This window comes from Pseudidiomarina fusca (assembly GCF_032227045.1).
GTDB classification, from domain to species: Bacteria; Pseudomonadota; Gammaproteobacteria; order Enterobacterales; family Alteromonadaceae; genus Pseudidiomarina; species Pseudidiomarina fusca.
Window position 1 is genome coordinate 1 of the sequence record NZ_JANFPJ010000024.1, and the last position, 16,012, is coordinate 16,012.

General features: G+C 46.9%; 12 protein-coding genes. 6 read left to right on the plus strand and 6 right to left on the minus strand.

Annotation, left to right across the window (positions count from 1 at the left end; genetic code table 11):
- Positions 1-171: 171 nt before the first annotated feature.
- Both NOG12_RS10645 and NOG12_RS10650 read left to right on the plus strand, forming a co-directional pair.
- Positions 172-603: a YqaA family protein gene (locus tag NOG12_RS10645; protein ID WP_110076762.1), complete on the plus strand. Its 432-nt coding sequence runs from the start codon at positions 172-174 to the stop codon at positions 601-603.
- A 107-nt stretch (positions 604-710) separates the two neighbouring features.
- Positions 711-1,214 (plus strand): TIGR00645 family protein, encoded by a 504-nt coding sequence (locus tag NOG12_RS10650; RefSeq protein ID WP_110076721.1) that lies wholly within the window; start codon positions 711-713, stop codon positions 1,212-1,214.
- A 102-nt stretch (positions 1,215-1,316) separates the two neighbouring features.
- On the opposite strand, the gene cydB is transcribed toward NOG12_RS10650, so the two are convergent.
- Positions 1,317-2,318 (minus strand): cytochrome d ubiquinol oxidase subunit II, encoded by a 1,002-nt coding sequence (gene cydB / locus NOG12_RS10655; RefSeq protein ID WP_313933261.1) that lies wholly within the window; start codon positions 2,316-2,318, stop codon positions 1,317-1,319.
- A 3-nt stretch (positions 2,319-2,321) separates the two neighbouring features.
- Positions 2,322-3,716: a cytochrome ubiquinol oxidase subunit I gene (locus NOG12_RS10660; protein ID WP_153827045.1), complete on the minus strand. Its 1,395-nt coding sequence runs from the start codon at positions 3,714-3,716 to the stop codon at positions 2,322-2,324.
- Between the two features lie 226 nt (positions 3,717-3,942).
- Between NOG12_RS10660 and NOG12_RS10665 the strand changes: the two genes are divergently transcribed.
- Positions 3,943-6,015, plus strand: coding sequence for a S9 family peptidase (locus NOG12_RS10665; protein WP_313933262.1), 2,073 nt, complete (start codon positions 3,943-3,945; stop codon positions 6,013-6,015).
- Here the strand turns inward: NOG12_RS10665 and alr are convergent, their stop codons facing one another.
- On the minus strand, positions 6,016-7,119 hold the full coding sequence (gene alr, locus NOG12_RS10670; RefSeq protein WP_153827046.1) for an alanine racemase: 1,104 nt from the start codon (positions 7,117-7,119) through the stop codon (positions 6,016-6,018). It lies immediately after the preceding gene.
- Positions 7,120-7,170: 51 nt separating this feature from the next.
- The gene (locus tag NOG12_RS10675; RefSeq protein ID WP_153827047.1) at positions 7,171-8,544 is read right to left on the minus strand and encodes a Na+/H+ antiporter NhaC family protein; all 1,374 of its coding nucleotides are present in this window, start codon (positions 8,542-8,544) and stop codon (positions 7,171-7,173) included.
- A gap of 155 nt (positions 8,545-8,699) precedes the next feature.
- Between NOG12_RS10675 and NOG12_RS10680 the strand changes: the two genes are divergently transcribed.
- On the plus strand, positions 8,700-9,569 hold the full coding sequence (locus NOG12_RS10680) for a prephenate dehydratase (protein ID WP_153827048.1): 870 nt from the start codon (positions 8,700-8,702) through the stop codon (positions 9,567-9,569).
- 10 nt (positions 9,570-9,579) lie between these two features.
- On the opposite strand, the gene dinB is transcribed toward NOG12_RS10680, so the two are convergent.
- Positions 9,580-10,662 (minus strand): DNA polymerase IV, encoded by a 1,083-nt coding sequence (gene dinB / locus NOG12_RS10685; protein ID WP_313933263.1) that lies wholly within the window; start codon positions 10,660-10,662, stop codon positions 9,580-9,582.
- Between the two features lie 140 nt (positions 10,663-10,802).
- Here dinB and NOG12_RS10690 point away from each other — a divergent pair, with 140 nt between their 5' ends.
- Together NOG12_RS10690 and NOG12_RS10695 are read left to right on the plus strand one after the other, a co-directional pair.
- Positions 10,803-11,180, plus strand: a complete 378-nt coding sequence (locus tag NOG12_RS10690; protein WP_313933282.1) for a c-type cytochrome — start codon at positions 10,803-10,805, stop codon at positions 11,178-11,180.
- A 184-nt stretch (positions 11,181-11,364) separates the two neighbouring features.
- On the plus strand, positions 11,365-13,995 hold the full coding sequence (locus NOG12_RS10695) for a sensor domain-containing phosphodiesterase (RefSeq protein WP_313933264.1): 2,631 nt from the start codon (positions 11,365-11,367) through the stop codon (positions 13,993-13,995).
- Here NOG12_RS10695 and rep read toward each other — a convergent pair.
- A complete protein-coding gene (gene rep, locus NOG12_RS10700; RefSeq protein ID WP_194928201.1) occupies positions 13,992-16,004 on the minus strand; it encodes a DNA helicase Rep in 2,013 nt (670 codons plus the stop codon). The genes NOG12_RS10695 and rep overlap by 4 nt on opposite strands.
- Positions 16,005-16,012: the final 8 nt, after the last annotated feature.

The window sequence follows — 16,012 nt, forward strand, 5'->3', positions numbered from 1 at the left end:
CGCTCTATCCAGCTGAGCTACGGGTGCGTATTGGAATGTACTGTTGGTAAAACAGCGAGCGTGGATTTTAGGGAATTATTACTCCCATGTCCAGTAACGTAACAGGTAAACTAGTTGCAATGATAGATTTTCGTGTCCACCTGTTTGAATTTTGTACAGGGAGGGTTGTGGATTGTGTTCTTGAGTCTTTTTATTTCAGCATTTCTATCAGCGACCTTATTGCCAGGTTCGTCAGAAGTGCTTCTGATGCTTTTGCTCAATCAGACAGACTCGATCGGAACACTGTGGGCAGTCGCTACTTTAGGGAATGTACTTGGGTCTTGTGTGAATTACAGCTTAGGCAGGTATTTTCTTCATTGGCAAAACCAGCGCTGGTTTCCGGTGAGTAAAATTCGTCTAGCACAGGGTCAGGCTTGGTTTAATCGCTATGGTAAGTGGAGTTTATTATTGTCTTGGCTACCTATTTTGGGCGATCCATTAACTATGTTTGCGGGAATGCTTAGGCTACGTTTCGGTTGGTTTTTATTGCTTGTAAGTCTGGGTAAAGGAGCGCGTTACGTTTTGATTATTGGCTTGAATTATACTTGGCTTCAGCTGGTCTAACGGCAGTCTTGATGGTCGAGGTCATCGGTAGATTAAAAAAATTGAGCGGTGAATGCTAACCTTGGTATGATGTTCCTCTTGTTGAACCCTTACTTTCTGAGATATTCATGGAACGTTTTTTAGAAAATTTAATGTATAGCTTACGTTGGTTGCTGGCACCTATTTATCTTGGTTTGAGCTTGGCGGTGTTGCTGCTGGGGATTAAGTTCTTTCAGGAGCTTATACATGTTTTTCCAGACATTCTAACGATCAAAGAAGTTGACCTTATTTTGTTAACGCTAACCTTAATCGATATTGCATTGGTTGGAGGATTGCTAGTGATGGTGATGTTGAGTGGTTACGAAAACTTCGTTTCGACACTCAATATTAATAACGACACTGAGAAGTTAGCCTGGTTAGGAAAAATTGATTCTGGTGGTTTAAAGAATAAAGTAGCTGCATCTATCGTTGCGATTTCCTCTATTCATTTATTGAAAGTGTTTATGAACGCGCAAAACATGGATGAGCCAACCATCAAGTGGTACGTGTTGATGCACTTAACTTTTGTTGGCTCTGCTTTTGCCATGGGTTATTTAGATAGATTAACTCGAAAAGAGAAAGACTCCGATTAAAGAATTGCCGCTCTAATCAGAAGACCTACCAGGGTGATAGTGATCACCCCGGCAGCCCAAAGACCAATAAACCAGAGCCACTGTCGTAACTTAGTTGGTGGTTTATTCATGATATCCAGAATCCTCACTGGTTTTTCCTCTGAATACCCAATAGGTATAACCAGTGTAGGCAAAAATAATAGGAATTAGAATGGCTGCGCCTACGAGCAGGAACGAGAGGCTATTATCTGGTCCTGCGGCTTCCCATAAGGTGATTTCAAAGGGGATAAGATAGGGGAAGATGCTCACCGCAAAACCAATAAAAGCAATTAAAAATACTCCTAAAGCCCAGAGGTATGGAGCTCCCTCACGTTTCTTGTTAAGTGCTGTTAGGAGTCCGCCGCCGACTATAGCTAAGGCAAAAGGTAACAACCACAAACCAGCGGAGGTCGGCCACGTTAACCATCTATCAGCGACTTGCCCATAAGTTGATACCAGATAAATACTTGCGGCTGCTATTGCAAGAATCATGAGTGACGATAAGTTACGAGCTAATGAAAAACTTCGGCCTTGTAATTGGCCATCGGTTTTCATAATTAACCAAGTGGCGCCAAGCAGCATATAGCCAATACATACCGCAATGCCTGCAAAAATAGTAAATGGGCTTAGCCAGTCAAACCATCCGCCTGAGTAGGCTCGATCGGTGACATCAATACCTTGTAGCATGGCGCCTAACATCACTCCTTGGCTAAACGCAGCAACTGCGGACCCAAGCATAAAAGAGCGGTCCCACCAATGTTTGTTATTGCGGCTCTTAAATCTAAACTCAAAGGCAACGCCACGAAAAATCAAGCCTAGGAGCATGGCAATAACGGGCATGTAAAGTGCTGGTAACAGCACCGAATAAGCCAGCGGGAAAACCGCGAGTAGGCCACCACCACCAAGGACCAGCCAAGTTTCATTGCCATCCCATACCGGCGCAACAGTATTGACCATACGGTCACGATGTTGCTCGTTTGTAAACCATGGAAACAAGAGCCCAATACCCAAATCAAAACCATCAAGAGCTACATATGCGAATACCGCGATCGAGATAAGTGCAGCCCAAATTAATGCGTAATCCATTGCTTATTTCTCCTCGTGGTAGAGACGTTCTGCAGCCATTGGGATACGAGCATAATCAGGTATGTGGGTATGCTCGGGATCGCCGGCCATCTTTCTTAAGATATAAACGGTACCAGCACCGAAGACTAAAAAGTACACGATAATAAAAGCTAGCAAGCTAGCGCCGACTCCAACCGCATCGACAGGAGAGACAGCCTCAGATGTTCTTAAGAGGCCTTGAATGACCCAAGGTTGTCGGCCTACTTCGGTGACAACCCAGCCGGCAATAACAGCTACAAACCCTAGTGGCCCCATCAAGACAGCACTGCGATGCAGCATTTTGCTCTGGTAAAGGCCGCCACGTAGACGCTGGAACCCAGACCAGAGACCGATAAGCATCATTAACACACCGATGCCGACCATGATTCTAAAGGCCCAAAACACGATTGCTACTGGTGGCCACTCGTCTCGAGGGAATTGGTCCAAACCGGTAACTTCAGCATTAATATCGTGCTGTAATATGAGGCTAGCTAGGCCCGGTATTTTTACCGCGTAATCCACTTCAGCTGTGGTCTGATTAGGAAGTCCAAACAGGTACAGAGGGGCGTTACTTTGGGTTTCAAAGTGGCCTTCCATAGCGGCTACTTTGGCCGGTTGGTGCTCTTGCGTATTAAGGCCGTGCAAGTCGCCAACAAACACTTGTAGTGGTGCCACAATTAATGCCATCCACATAGCCATCGAGAACATTTTTCTAGCGCTGGCCGAGGTACTATCTTTGAGTAAGTGCCAAGCACCAACTGCGCCTACCACAAAGGCTGTGGTTAAATAGGCGGCAAGTAACATGTGCGCTAAACGGTATGGAAATGAAGGATTAAAAATAGCTTCAAACCAACTTGTAACAATAAATTGGCCTTGTTCATTCATAGCAAATCCAGCAGGTGTTTGCATCCAGCTGTTTACTGACAAAATCCAGAATGCGCTAATGGCAGTTCCAACGGCTACCATCAAGGTGGCAAAAAAGTGCAGCCGCTCTCCTACTTTGTTCATGCCAAATAGCATCACCCCTAAAAACCCAGCTTCAAGGAAGAAAGCGGTGAGTACCTCGTAGCCCATGAGTGGGCCAATAACTGGTCCTGCTTTATCTGAGAATACGGCCCAGTTGGTACCAAATTGATAGCTCATCACAATGCCAGAAACCACGCCCATACCGAAGGCTACGGCAAAGATCTTCACCCAATATCGAAAGAGCTTCTGGTAGACCGGATTGCGAGTTTTAAGGTAAAGCCCTTCTAGCACGGCAAGAAAACTTGCAAGACCAATCGTAAAGGCGGGGAATATGATGTGGAATGCCACTGTAAAGGCAAACTGAAAGCGAGCTAATAAGACTGCATCAGCTTGCGAGAACCAACTTTCTAGCATGTTCTTGACCTCGTTATGTTTTCTGTTGAGTCAAACGCTACTCACATGGTGTTACAACAAGATGAGTATAGTATTAATTTAGGCATATGCGAAATAAAAACCCTGGATTTACTAGGACTATTTCTAATGCCAGCCATACAAAAAGTAGGCCAAAGACTAGGTTCTTGATAAAGAAAGGGGTACATTAATTACTAATAAAAACAAAACGTTTAGTTTGGAGAATGTCATGATTAAGAGCTTATTACGCTGGAGCGGACCGCTGGCGGTGCTACTAAATGTCGCAGTTGTAAGTGCAGAGCCAGCAGTTGAAACCTTCATGCCAGAAGATATCTTTGCACTTGAGCATGCAGCAGGTCCCCAAATTTCTCCTGACGGGAAGTGGGTAATCTATAGCCGTAACAGCTTTGACATGATTAAGGATAATAGCAAGCGCCACTTGTGGTTGATCAATACCCAAAGTGGCGAGCATACTCCATTGCTAACCATGGCTCATGGTTATGCGAATCCTACCTGGTCGCCGGATGGTAAACGCTTGGCTTTTACCACCAGTCATGAAGGCCGTAATCAGATTCATGTCTATTATGTAGCGCAGAAAACCATGTCAGTTGTGACTGCGGTAGACCAGAGTCCAAGTCAGTTGAGCTGGTCTCATGATGGACGCTGGCTAGCTTTTATGATGAACGTTGATGCGCCTAAATCGGAGTTTGCTCGCTCGGTTTACCGCCCGCAACAGCCCGCTTCTGCAAACTGGGCAAAAGCGCCTACCATCGTGGAGAGAACTTATTATCAGCGCGATGGTGCCGGCATTTTGGCCAATCAATACAGTCAAGTTTTTGTTGTTCCAGCTGAAGGAGGGCATGCACGCCAGCTAACGGAAGGTCCTTACAGCCATTCGGGCCCCCTAGTTTGGAGTGCAGATAATAGCCACCTTATTTTTTCAGCGAACCGTTCTACCGATTGGGAATATCAAGTGGCAGAAGCTGATTTATGGCAAGTAAGAGTGAAAGATAAGGAGCTGAGCCAGTTAACTACGTTGCCTGGACGTGAGTTTGCTCCAACCTTGTCACCGAATGGCAGGCTGTTGGCGTTCTTGCATCGAGGAAACGAACCCATTGCTTATCATCATAATCGACTCCAAGTTTTAGATTTAGGTAAGAATCAGCAGCAGGCGTTGTTAGCGGACTGGGACCGCTCGGTAGAAAACCCACAATGGATTAATAATAGTGCGTTGGCCATTCAATTTACCGACCGCGGCCTCGTTAAGTTGGGGCAAGTAAGATTAAATGGGCGGTTAACCGAGGGGGTCAGTGATGTTGGCGGTGAATATATTTCGCGACCTTACACCAGCGGTAGTTATTCTATTGCTACTAATACGGGGCAGGTCGTCTATACGCGAGCTAGTTCATACCGACCAGCAGATGTTGCTTTGTTAGACTCGGTAACTAGCACGAAGGCGCGCCAATTAACCAAGCTCAATGAAGATTTACTTGCGCATAAAACACTTGGAGAAGTGCACGAGATCACTTACAAATCGAGTTTTGACGACACGGAGATTCATGGTTGGTATATCACTCCACCCAATTTTGACCCCAATAAAAAGTACCCACTATTGCTAGAAATTCATGGTGGCCCGCATTTAGCCTACAGCCCCATGTTTGCAGCTGAACATCAGCGCTATGCTGCGGCTGGCTACGTAGTCTTCTACAACAACTATCGGGGTAGCACCAGTTACGGTGCTGAACATGCGTTAAAGCTTGACGGTTACTATGCGTCAGAACGTGACTTTGCAGACCACATGTCGGGTATCGATGCGCTGTTAGCAAAAGGCTTTGTTGACGGTAATAATTTATTCATTGCTGGTGGCTCTGCTGGTGGTATCGCAACCACCTATGCGGTGGGGTTAACCGATCGTTTTAACGCTGCCGCTGCAACCAACCCGGTCATTAACTGGATCAGCAAAACGCTTACGGCAGATAGCTACTTGGGTCAGATTGCGAATCAATTTCCGGCATTGCCATGGCAAGATGTGGATCACTACTGGCAGCGCTCACCACTTTCGTTGGTTGAAAATGTAACAACCCCAGTATTGCTCTTTAGCGGTGAAAACGACCGTCGAGTGCCGATGTCTGAAATAGAGCAATATTATCAAGCATTGCAATTGCGCAAGGTAGATACGGTGATGGTGAGGGTGCCAGACGCCTCTCATTCGGTCAGCGCAAGACCATCGAATATGATCGCAAAAATTGAACATACGCTAGCGTGGTTTAAGTTGTATCAGAAGCCCACGCCAGCCGAGTAATTAAACTTCGAGTCTAGGAACACGTTGACTAACCCCAGTAAACAAATCGTAACTGATGGTGTTGGCGTGTTCCGCAACGATATTAACACTTAGATTAGGCCCCCACAGCTCAACCTCATCGCCAATGGCGACCTGCTCTAGGTCGGTTACATCAAGCGTAATCATATCCATAGATACAGTACCGGCTAAGGGCACCTGTTTACCGTGAAGCCAAACTGGAGTGCCGTTGGCTGCACTGCGTGGGTAACCATCAGCATAGCCGATGGCAACGGTTGCAATTTTACTCGGACGCGTTGCTCGCCAAGTACCACCGTAACCGACCGTATCGCCCTGAGGAATATCACGTAAGGCGATGATCGGAGCGAGAAGGCGCATCACCGGTTGCAATGGAGGGAGTTCAACTCCTTCTAAAATAGGAGCGACACCGTACATGGCAATACCGCTGCGAACCCAATGAGCATAACCATTGCTGATATCCTTAGTGGCACTTAATAATGCTGGACTATTGATGACACTCATCTGAGCTGAGGGCTTGGTTTGGGCACAAAGATCAGTAAAGGCCTCTAGCTGTTGTTGGGTGAATTGATGGCGTGTATCTCCAATCGCTAGGTGCGACATCAGCGTGATAGAAGCAACTTGCGTAGACTGATCGAGTTGTTGATAAACGGCGGGTAATTGCTCTGGACGCCAGCCTAATCGGTGTAATCCTGTATCAGCCTTTAGCCAGACCCCAACAGGACGAGCCAAGCGTGTAGTGAGCACGGCATCGAGTTGGTGTTGCTGATGAATCACCGGGAGTAAATTGTAATGTGCACAGATAGGAAGCTCGGCAGCGCTGAAACAGCCTTCGAGTAATACAATGGGCTGGGTTAAGCCAGCTTCGCGTAAGGCTAGAGCTTCGTCAATGTAAGCCACTGCGTAAGCATCAACGTTAGCTGCTATAGCCTGTGCCGTGCTGATCATCCCGTGTCCATAAGCGTCAGCCTTAACTACGCCGATAAGGTAATTATTGCCCAACTTTTCTTTGATGAGTTGCACATTGTGGGTAAGCGCTTGGCGTGATATTTCGGCGCGAGTAGAGCGAAAGTGCAAACCGTGTGTCATGTTTGATGATTATCCAAATAGTTGGTAGCAAAAACAAATCAGCTGGCGAGCTTAAAGCATCAGCCAGCTTGCCACTGTATATAAAATTACCGTAAGCCCACCAGCAACCAGTGCATAAGGTAACTGGGTGCGAACATGGTCAAGCAAATCGCTGCCTGACGCCAGCGCAGATACAGCTGTGGTATCTGAAATGGGTGAGCAATGGTCACCGAAAACCCCTCCGCCAAGCACCGCGGCCAAAAGTAGGGGAGCTGGCAAATCTAGTGCTATTATTAAGGGTGCCGCAATCGGGATTAGAATAGCAAAAGTGCCCCACGAGGTGCCGGTGGTAAAGCTAATCAGGGCACCAGCAATAAATAGCATCGGGGCTATCAGTACCAACGGTAGATAGTCACCGACTAACCCGGCCAAAAAAGTTCCTGTGCCAAGTTCACGGACGCTAGCACCAAGCGCTAATGATAACAAAACGATAGTTACCAGCGGTAATAATTCGCTCATGCCTTTAAAGCCAATCGTCACTAATTGCTGATGGCTGTTACGACGGCTGACCAAGAGCATCAAGTAGGCGACCAAACAGGCTAACGCTGTAGCATAAAGCACTGATTTTGAGCCATCACCAGCGGTTAGATTACCGTCGCCCGTAATCACCATAAATGCGATCATTCCCACGACCATGACGGTTAAAGGTACCAGCATGTAACGCGCCTTGCTGTTGCTTGGGGCCTGCGGCTGGATATCTTGCGGTGGCTGGGGTTGTTGTTCATGTTTAGCTAATGCGCCATGTACTTTGCCACTAATGGCAGTATAAAACACCAGAGCTAAGGTAATGAGTGCGTAAAAGTTGAATGGAATGGTCGCCCAGAGGGTGGCAACCGAAGACCCCGGCAGTTGCTGTTGTTCTAACATACCGAGCACGTAGGCACCCCAGCCATTAAGCAGAATCAAAATACAGATGGGAGCGCTGGTACTATCAATCAAATAGGCCAATCGCGCTCTACTCATGCCTAGCTTCTCAAATAAGCCGCGAGATAATATACCCGCAGTGAGCACACTAAGGTTGGATTCAATAAATATAAAAACTCCGGTAAAAACGGTCATTAAGCTGGCACTGCGCTTCGTTTTGCCAAAACCACGTTTGAGTAAACTATTGACCATGGCAGTCACGCCACCAGACTCACGCACATAGGCAAGCAGCGCACCTACCAGCAAACTAAAAATGAGAATACGAGTGTTACCGGCCGAACTAAAGACGGCAATGATACGCTCTAGCATGGCAGCACCAGCGCTCCAAAGTGGCTGCTGATGGTGTAAAAGTAATAATAATTCTGAGGTAAAAATGCCAAGGAGTAGCGCAACAATCACTTCTTTGCGCCAAAAAACCACGATAATGGCTACCAAGGGGGGTAGCAATGTGAGCCAATCCATACGCATCTGCCTTGAGCGATAAAGTCAGCAGCCATACTGCCAATACCTAGATGCTAATTCAATACAATCTGTAACTTTTATCTGTGAATAAAAGCGTGTAAGTTAATCTCACTGCAACTCATACAAAGATATCGTTAAAGGATGTAAAGCATCTCGTGCCAGCCACTAGCAGTTCAGCCACTTTTCTCGCAACTTTGGGTCCTTCAGGTACGTTCTCAGAGTTAGCTGCGCGTGAGGTATTGCGCCTACCGCAATTTACCAAGGCGCCGCCTACGATAAGTTTCTACAGCTCTCTTTCCCGAACGCTGCAGGCCATCCCTGAGCAGGCGGGGATTGCGGTAGTGCCGTTAGAAAATATCGTTGAGGGGATTGTTTCACCAGTCGTTGATAGCTTTCTAAAGCAGCCTTTGCAAATTATTGCTGAGGTGGCTATTCCGGTGCGCTTTTCGGTAGTTGCAAATCACCCACAGCCGAACGTTATTTTCGCGCAGTTTGTTGCCCAAGGACAATGCAGCGATTGGTTATCGCAACATGATATTGAGGTGATTTCTACCGCCAGCAATACCGCAGCGTTGGCGCAGTTGCAAGCAACAACCCAGGCGGCGGCAGCAATCATTCCAGAGCACCTGTTGGCAGCGGTCGAGCCTAATACTAGCGCAGCGGACTGGGCTTGGGTGGAACATGATGTGACAGATTACGCCCACAATGTCACTCGATTTGTGGCGGTACAGCAGCCACAGCCTTTAGCCGCACCGGATCATTCGATCCGCTATAAATCTTCGATAGTTATTGTCGATGACGCAGACCATCCGGGGCTCTTACTCGAGCATTTACAAGCTTTTGCGGTTCATCAAATTAACCTATTGGCGTTGGTGTCGCGACCAACCGGGCAGCGCTTCGGGCACTACCACTTTTTTATCGAGTTTGAAGGGCACTTGCAGCATCCACGCGTACAGGCTGCGTTAAGTGCGATTGAGTTGCGTAACCAGGTGATTCAGTTAGGCAGCTATGAGTTTAGCTCCTAGTCGCAGTCGCTTACTCCAGCTCCAATTCCAATTGCAGGGCATCATCAGGGTCGGGTAGCGCCACGCTGATGCCAATGAGCCGGACTTGCCGTTGCTGGCGCCTATCCCAGGCATCTCGTAGCAGTTGATAAAATAAGCTGGGTGACGCTAAGTTAGCCGTTCGGGATACGGTTGTTTGTTGAAAATCTGAAAACTTTAACTTAATCGTCTGGCTTTTAATGAAGGCTTGCTGCCAGTTACTTACTTTCATCCGCTTCTGCAATTGCGGCAGTAGCACTTGTTCAAGGAACTGTTCGAGTTGGCGTAGGCTCGTGGCATCTTGGCTTAGGGTTTCTTCCACTCCAACACTTTTGCGCACACGCTCGGTAATCACAGCTCTTGGGTCGTTACCTAAACAACGTTGATAAACTAACCAGCCGGCCTTTTCGCCTAAAATGCGTTGTAAACTGGTTAACTCAGCTTGTTGGACATCTTTACCTAAAAATAAGCCAGCGTAATGCAATTTTTGTAAACTTTTCGGTCCAATTCCAGGGATTCGCTTTAGATCTAATTGCGCAAGATAAGCGCTCACTTGTTCTGGGGTTACTAAATACTGACCATCAGGCTTGTTTTCTTCGCTAGCTATTTTAGCTACCATCTTTTGATTAGAAATGCCCGCCGATGCGGTTAAACCTAGCGCTCGTAGTTGCTCTCGAATAGCACTAACCGTTAAGCTGGCACTCCCTTGATAGTGCTGGTTGTGGGTAAGGTCCAAATAGAATTCGTCGATAGAAGCAGGTTCAATCGTCTCGGTATACTGTTGTAGGACTTCGAAAACTTGATTGGACATAGCGCGATAGTAAGCATGATCAGGGCGCACAAAGATAAGTTGTGGACATAATCGTCGAGCCTGGCTGCCGGCCATTGCACTGCGCACGCCATATTGCCGCGCTAAATAATTAGCAGTAGCAACCACTCCGCGATCACCGCCACCACCCACAGCAAAAGGCTTATCACGCAGTTGTGGTTGGCGCAAGAGTTCAGCACTGGCAAAGAAAGCATCCAGATCCAAAAGGGCAATTTTACGCGTATCTAAGCTAGGATTGGTTGACATTGCACGGAAGTATTTAACCTTGAGTGGAATCTGGCTATAATCGCAACAACAAACCGAGCGTGCAAGCTCATTAGTTCAATCAGGAGTTTACTGTGAACGTATTATCTATTTTTAAATCTAGCCGTTTAATGGTTGCCGCAATGGCATTTGTCGTAGGTGGTGCAAGTGCTACTGTAGTACCACAACAAAGTACCGCAGATATTAAAGAGCGCATTGCACCGGTAGCGCAAGTACGGGTAGCTGGAGCTGCTCCAGCCGCAGCTGCAAGTTCTGGTGGCGCGCGTTCTGGTGAAGCAGTTTACAACAAGTTCTGTGTTGCTTGTCATACCTCTGGGGTGTTAGGTGCTCCTAAATTAAACAATGCAGCCGATTGGGAGCCACGCTTAGCTCAAGGCATGGATACAGTGCTGAAGCATGCTATTGAAGGTATCAATGCGATGCCACCTAAAGGTACCTGTAACGACTGTAGCGATGAAGAAATCCAAGCTGCTATCGATTTTATGATTGCTGAAATTTAATAGTTAGCATTCATACCATGAATAGAAAAAACCGCTTCGGCGGTTTTTTTGTGTCTATAATTTGAGCTGTTTTTTATAAATCTCTTTGTAATTTAGCAATGTAAATATATACTTTGAGGTTGGTTAGTTTTAAAACAATAAATAAAGCAAAAACAACAATTAAACAAAACGAAACAGCTAGCTTATGCCTACGTCAACAGGGATGCAGCCTGAAGCTCAAACTTCAGCAGTGCAGAACACCGAAAGCAAAGAAATTACGCGCCTGCGTAAGGCTGTTGCACGTCTGCAAAAACTAGCACTTAAATATCGCCAATCTGAAGTGGTGCAAAAAGCACTGTTTAAAATCTCTGAATTAGCCTCTTCTGTACAAAACATGCAAGATTTCTATGCATCGGTGCACGCCATTATTGGCGAGCTGATGGATGCTCGAAACTTTTACATTTGTTTGTATGACCAAGCTAAAGACACGGTTCAGTTTGTCTATTTTGTGGATGAATATGATGATTTTCCGGCCCTTGAGCAAGTGATTCCGGCTGAGATGCTAGGGCAAGGTTTAACCGGTTATGTGATGCGTACGGGTAAGCCATTTTTGTATGATATTGAGGTCTTTGAACGGTTAAAAGAGCGAGGTGAAATTCGCGACTTAGGGTCACCTCCAGTAGACTGGTTAGGGGTGCCTTTGCGCTCAAATGGTCAAGTGGTTGGTGCCATGGTGGTGCAGAGTTACTCTGAGCAGATTCGCTACACAGAGCAAGACCAAGAGTTATTGTTATTCGTTTCGCAACACATTGTAAATGCTTTAGATAGAGTTCGTCAGCGTGAATACATGCAGGCAGAAATTGCTCGTCAAACCGCAAAATTACGGCAGATTAATGATGATCTGATTAATGAAATTAGTGTCCGTGAGCGAGCTGAAAAATTAACCTCCGTGTTGTTTGCGATTTCGGAAATTACCAACACCTCTGAGTCCATGCAAACCTTCTATGAACAGCTTTATCGACAGATAGGGATGCTCATCAATAACGATAACTTCTTTGTTGCTCTGATTAATCAAGACCGAGGTGTGCTGGAGTTTCCCTACAGTGTTGATGCCTATGATGGCAATTTACAACGCGAACGTAAGTTAGCTAAAGGCATGACCGAGTATGTTATCCGTCATGCGCAACCGGTATTCATTGACCGAGCCAAGTATCAACAGCTGGTGCAGGCAGGTGAAGTGGAAGATGCGGTAAGCTATTACGGTACTCATCCAACGCAGTGGTTGGGCTCGCCTTTGGTGGTTGAAGACGAAGTGATTGGGGTGTTATCCGTGCAAACCTACGTGAATGACATCACCTATAAGCAGGACGATTTAGAGCTTCTTAACTTCGTATCACAACATGTTGCGGTAGCCATCGAGCGCCGTCGGAATGCCGATGAAGTTAAACGCGTTAATGCCTATCTTGAGCGTAAGGTAGCGGAGCGTACAGAAGAACTGGTTAGCGAAATTGAGCGCCGTAAAAAAGTAGAAGAAAAACTATTCTATGACGCGCACCATGATGCGTTAACGGGCTTACCGAATCGCTCCATGTTTACTGAGCGGTTACAGCAAACGCTGAAGCATAAAAAGCGTTTCCCGCACCATAATTTTGCGGTGCTGTTTGTTGATTTAGACCGCTTCAAAAATATTAATGACACGCTAGGCCATTCGGCGGGTGATGAGTTCTTGCTTGAAGCGAGTCGTCGGATTGGTGAGTGCATTCGCGATAATGACACAGTGGCACGATTAGGTGGCGATGAGTTTGTTATTTTACTAGATATGATTCGCCATATTGACGATGCTAGAGATGTTGCATCGCGCATTATTGAAAAAATGCGGTTGCCGTTTGTCTTTGGTGAGAGCGAACATTATTCGGGTGCCAGCGTGGGTATCGCCGAGTGTAAATCGCGCAATGATTCGGCAGAGCGTTTACTGCGCGATGCTGATGCTGCCATGTATCAAGCAAAAAGTATGGGCCGCGGTCGCTATGTGGTCTTTGATGAAAGTATTCACCAGGATTTGGTGGCCTCGTTGCATCGCGAAACCGAATTGCGGCATGCTCAATTTGACCAAGATTTTGTATTACAACAGTTTACCTTAGGCGATCTGCGCGATAACACAGAAGTTGCCCGTGAATTGCAACTAAGGTGGCAACGCGATGATAGCTTGCTTCCGGCAGATCGCTTTAATGCAGTAGCTGACAAAACCGGGATGACGCTGGCGCTGGATCATTGGATGCTGAAACGCTGTTGCGCTATTTTACAGGCTGAAGCTCAGCCGTTACCTATCTATGTGGGCCTGTCTAGTAAGCATCTTTATAAACTGGCAGATGTGAAGGTATTAATTGATATCATCACTAACTCTGGAGTTGCGCCAGAGTCGTTAATCCTAGAGTTTAGTGAGACTGAGCTTAATGATAACTCCAAACGCCAGCTGAGCTGTTTGCGTCAGTTAGCTGAGCTCGGGGTAGGTTTGGCGCTGAACGAGTTTGGCCGTAGTGCAGGAGCACTGCAATTTATTTTGAATTATCCCTTTACCCATGTGAAGTTAGACCCGCGCTTTGTGGCGGACATTGCGACCAGCGAAAGAGCACAAGTGATGGTACGAAATGTGGTGCATCTATGCCGCGATCTAGCCATCGAAATTGCCGCAGCGGGCGTTGATAATCACGATCAATTACAGGCGCTTATCCATAATGGCGTGAATATCGGGCAAGGCCAATTGTTTGGAGAGCCCCAGCAAGTAAAGTCACCATTCAATGCCCAGCCGACCAGTAAGTCGGCAACGCGAGCTTAATCTTCCATAGCTTTACGCAGTAGTGCGATCCCTGATAACCGTGTTTGCTCTTGCTGAGCTTCTGTGGCTATGGTTTGCTCTTCCCACTCTAAATCATCTTGGGGGAGTTCAAATAAAAATCTACTAGGCTCAGGGCGTAGGGTGTCACCATATTGTCGACGTTCTTTCGCCATGGTAAAGGTAAGCGACTGCTGTGCTCGAGTAATGCCTACGTAGGCAAGCCGGCGTTCTTCTTCCACCATGTTTTCATCAATACTGGATTGATGTGGGAGTAAACCTTCTTCCATGCCCACCATAAATACATGCGGGAACTCCAAGCCTTTGGATGCGTGCAAGGTCATCAACTGTACTTGATCGCCTTGTTCGGCTTCTTCTTGGCGCGACATCATGTCTCGTAAACACAATTTAGCTACCGTATCGGCAAGGCTAAGTGGCTCGTGTTCAGCATCACCCTTTAGCATATCTGACACCCACCGCATCAACTCATTGATGTTTTTCCAGCGCATTTCGGCGGCACTGACACTCGGGCTGGTTTCGTAAAGCCACTCTTCGTAGCCTATCGTTTTAAGCAAATCAAACAAGGCCGATGCAGCCTCTGGTTGATGGTCGCAACGTCGAGCACAGCGTTGTATCAGCTGACAAAAATATTGCACCGACTGAAACTCGCGTGCGCCCAAACGAGTTTTGAGTGCTTGATGGTTTGCTGCCTCAAGGAGCCCTGTATGCAGCTCGTGCGCTAACTCGCCGATCCGCTCCACGGTATTCGGACCGATGCCACGTTTGGGGCAGTTAATGATGCGAATAAAGGCGGTATCATCGGTTGGATTAACTAATAGCCTTAGATAGGCCATCATGTCTTTGATTTCGGCCCGCGCAAAAAAGCTTTGGCCGCCAGTCATACGATAGGGAATTCGGTTGGCAATCAAAGCTTTCTCGAAAATCCGTGCTTGATGATTGCCCCGATAAAGCAAGGCAAATTGCGAATAAGGAGTACGCTCTAGAAAGCGTCGACGCACAATTTCTGCGATCACGCGTTCTGCCTCGTGTTCTTCATTACGCCCGTAAATAACCCGCAGTGGCACTCCGTATTCCATTTCTGAAAAGAGCTTCTTTTCAAAAACGTGGGGGTTATTCTCGATAAGAATATTCGCCGCTTTTAGAATCCGCCCATGGGAGCGATAATTCTGCTCGAGTTTAATCACCTGCAACTGCGGAAAATCACGCTGTAACAAAGCCAAGTTTTGGGGCTGGGCCCCACGCCAAGAATAAATCGACTGATCGTCGTCACCTACCACCGTAAAGTTTGCTTGATCCCCCACCAGTAACCGAACGAGCTCGTACTGACTGGTATTGGTATCTTGATACTCGTCAACCAAAAGGTACTGAAACTTCTGCTGCCAGCGCTGACGAACCGCCTCGTTAGTGCGCAGCAAGAGCGTTGGCAGTAAAATCAGATCGTCAAAGTCGAGTGCGTTGCAGGCTCTCATGTTTTGTTGATAGCGCCGATAAAACTCAGCAAATAACTTATCATCATCGGTTTGCGCTTGGGCTAGAGCCTGATCGGGCAGGAGCATGGCATTTTTCCATTGCCCAATCTTGTGTTGTAAGCGTTTCAGGAGCTCTTTGTCTCCATCTAATTCAGGTTCAGTTAAGGCATTTAAGAGTGCCAAGCTGTCTTGATCATCAAATAAAGAGAAGCCCGCTTTCATGTTGAGCTGAGTGACTTCTTTTTTGATAATCGTTAAGCCCAAGGTGTGAAAAGTAGAAACCGTTAATCCACGGGTATACTCACGACCGAGAGTTTGCCCAACCCGCTCTTTCATTTCTTTGGCTGCTTTATTGGTAAAGGTCACCGCCGCAATATGTTTCGCTGGGTAACCACACCGAGTAATTAAATGGGCAATTTTTTCTGTAATGACTCGTGTTTTGCCACTACCTGCGCCAGCTAATACCAGTACCGGTCCAGTAATGGCCCGCACGGCCTCTTGTTGACGAGGGTTCAACAGCATGACGAATA